Source organism: Lactococcus fujiensis JCM 16395 (assembly GCF_002441655.1).
Lineage (GTDB): Bacteria > Bacillota > Bacilli > Lactobacillales > Streptococcaceae > Lactococcus > Lactococcus fujiensis.
In genome coordinates, this window is sequence record NZ_JXJU01000038.1 from 1 (window position 1) to 2,928 (window position 2,928).

The window sequence follows — 2,928 nt, forward strand, 5'->3', positions numbered from 1 at the left end:
GAATCTAAGAAACTTAAAGAGAGTCAACAAGGATCAAATACTGAAAAAGCTAAAGCTAGTACAGAAGTGAAAGATCCTAATCAGAAAAAGACATCTTCTAAAGTCTCCAAGCAGTTAAAACAATTTAACGAGAAAGCCTTAAAAAATGATTATTATATCCAAGGAAGTAAAGGGTATGAAAAGGTCAGTATTGAGAAATTAGAAACGATTGAAGCCAAACAAGCATTAGAGGGTGTGAGTCTAGTTCGTGACAATTCTGATGGCAAAATGAAATATTTGATTACATTTAAAGAATAAGGATAAGGATAAGGAAAAAATGATTCGTAAAAAATTGATGGCCAAAGTTGCCATGATCATAGGTGTGTTTTTACTATTATTCTCTGCGATTGCACCGAGTGTAGAAGCTTATACAGTAACTAAGGATATTGTCACGCATGATGATGTCTCTGTTGAAATTAAACAAATCAAAGAGCTTAATAATGCTTTTTCAAATGTTTTTGTGGATGATCCTTCTGATGTTTTCCCCCAAACACTCGCAACGCTCCTTTTGAAAGATTCAGTTGGGGACTATGGGAACTTTTCAGTAATGGGAAGTTCTAGGGATGTTAAACGCTATGTCTATCCAGGAGCTACAGATGCACAACTTCGTGGAGCAACAATAACCCCTGAACAAGCGGTTGCTTGGCTACACCATGTTGGGTATACTGCCACACTCATCAACCGTCCTCTTACAACAAGCGAAATTAAAGAAAGATTAGACGCCTCTACACCGATTGTTCCTATCTTTTCTAGCTCAAATGCGAATGAGTGGTTAGGTGGGAATTATGCAGGGATTCTCTATGCACATGATGATGTTGCCGTTGCTGGAGATACAAAACTGAATAAATCCTTCATTGAAGCTATTGGCCATGGGGATGCCATGATTCAAGACGGACAAGAAAATCAACCCTTTAGTTTTGGGAACTCGACGAGCGATGAACAAAATGCACAAAGCTCAGAGCAATATCAATGGACGCAAACCATTACGGATATTAAGCAAGACCCCTCTATGACCAATGCTCAAACAATTGATAGTAATAGAACGAGCGGTATTTTTCAATCAAAGAAAACAACATCAGGTCAATATTCCTCTGTTGAATTTACTGAACCATCCGTTATTAAGGCCACACAATCTTATGATGCTCCTACAATATCTTATAGTACATACATGCAAAATAAAGGCTGGATGCCTGCTGTTACAACAGGTTATGCAGGTGTTCCTGGTGGTACACTTCGGATGGAGTCGTTTAAGACTAATCTCACCCATCTCCCCGTTGGAGTTACAGGTGGGATAAGTTACAGTACGTACGTTCAAAGTAAGGGGTGGCAACCTGTAGTTTCCAATGGGGCAGTATCAGGGACAACGGGGTTAAGTTTACGAATAGAGGCTATTAAAATTAACCTTACAGGTGCCCTTGCACAGCAGTATTCTGTTTATTATCAAGGCTATGTCGAAGGCACGGGGTATACAAAGTGGTTTAAGGATGGGGAATCATTAGGGACTGCGGCATCAGGAAAGATGTTAAAGGGAATCTTAATTCAATTAAGAAAAAATGCGCCTAGTCCTTCTCAAGAAACAAAAGATTCTGCGGTTAAACTCATTAATCTTTATGAAGATGGGGAACACCAAAAGACGGTTTCTGACTTGGAAACGTTCGCTAAAGTTAGTTCAAACGCTGCGATTAGTTCGCAACAAATAATGGACTGGTATCACTTCCTTGGTTTTGAATTCGATACGAATCAAGGTCGGTTCTCTAAAGATAAGGCCATGGCCATAAATGATACAGGTAGACTCTATTTTACACTTCTAAAAGCAAGTAAAGAAACCACTGCATTGAAGAATTATGGGCTAATTGGGGTGGGCTACATGAATAATTCAGCCGGTTATTCTCCCAGTCTCTATACCTTTTCAAACCAAGATACGGTCCCTTATGCCAGGTATATTCCAACAGCTAAAGAAAATGTAGATATGACACCATTCTTTGACCGTATAAAGAATTATAATTATGATAAATTTTCAACGATAGATCTTGATGGAAATCCGGTTGATGATTTCCAGGAAGAAGTAACGCTTTATAACATCAGAGCTAAAGAAATAAATGACAAAGTTGTATTTCCTAGCACGGGAGGAGAGACAGCACCTTCTGTTACGTCTGTTCAATCAAATGCGGACTTTAAGACAGTCTCTAATTTTACGGTAAGGGAAACTCAAGGTCAAGAGCCCTGGTGTTCTGAATATGACGCGGCATCAATCATTAATACGTTGAATAAAGTTCCAAGTGAGACAACAAACGGGACGATTACCGCAAAAGAGCTCATGTCTTCTTACTTCCCAGGAAAAACCGAAGAAGAATTAAAGGCGATGAGTGGTGGAAATATTGCGGATAGTCTAGCGGTACTAAAAAACAAGTATCAAGTTACAGCTGATGTGCTCGACCGAAAGCTCTCTTTTGAAGAAGTCAAGCAACAAATAGATAATGGTCAGCCGATTCAAATGGACTTATATGAACAAGGGAATGAGGCACCAAAAGGCTCAGAAAATAATCTNCTATATGAACAAGGAAATGATGCACCAAAAGGCTCAGAAAATAATCTAGGCCATGCCGTGACAATTGTTGGCTATGTGGTTCCAAAAGATGGCGATATTAGTACTCATGCACCTTATTATGAAGTTTGGAATCCTTGGTGGGGAAAGACATTTTATATTTCTTCTAATGCCCCAACCATTAATTTAGGTGGAACGGACTATGAATGGTCAAGAACGTGGTATAATTGGAGAAAGACAACTTCGACAGAAGAAGTACAAGTAGATCCTAGTCTTGGCGAACAAAAGATGGCCAGCGCAGTTAATCCAAGTGCACTTAATCCCTTATCAGGTCAAAGTAGACC

Annotated in this window: 2 protein-coding genes; both read left to right on the forward strand. The window is 39.3% G+C overall.

What is annotated here, in order from left to right:
- Nucleotides 1–297: hypothetical protein (locus RT41_RS10535; protein ID WP_180752723.1), on the forward strand; the 297-nt coding region annotated here is incomplete at its 5' end.
- Between the two features lie 979 nt (nucleotides 298–1,276).
- Nucleotides 1,277–2,586: C47 family peptidase (locus RT41_RS10820; protein ID WP_425435567.1), on the forward strand; the 1,310-nt coding region annotated here is incomplete at its 3' end.
- Between the last annotated feature and the right edge of the window lie 342 nt (nucleotides 2,587–2,928).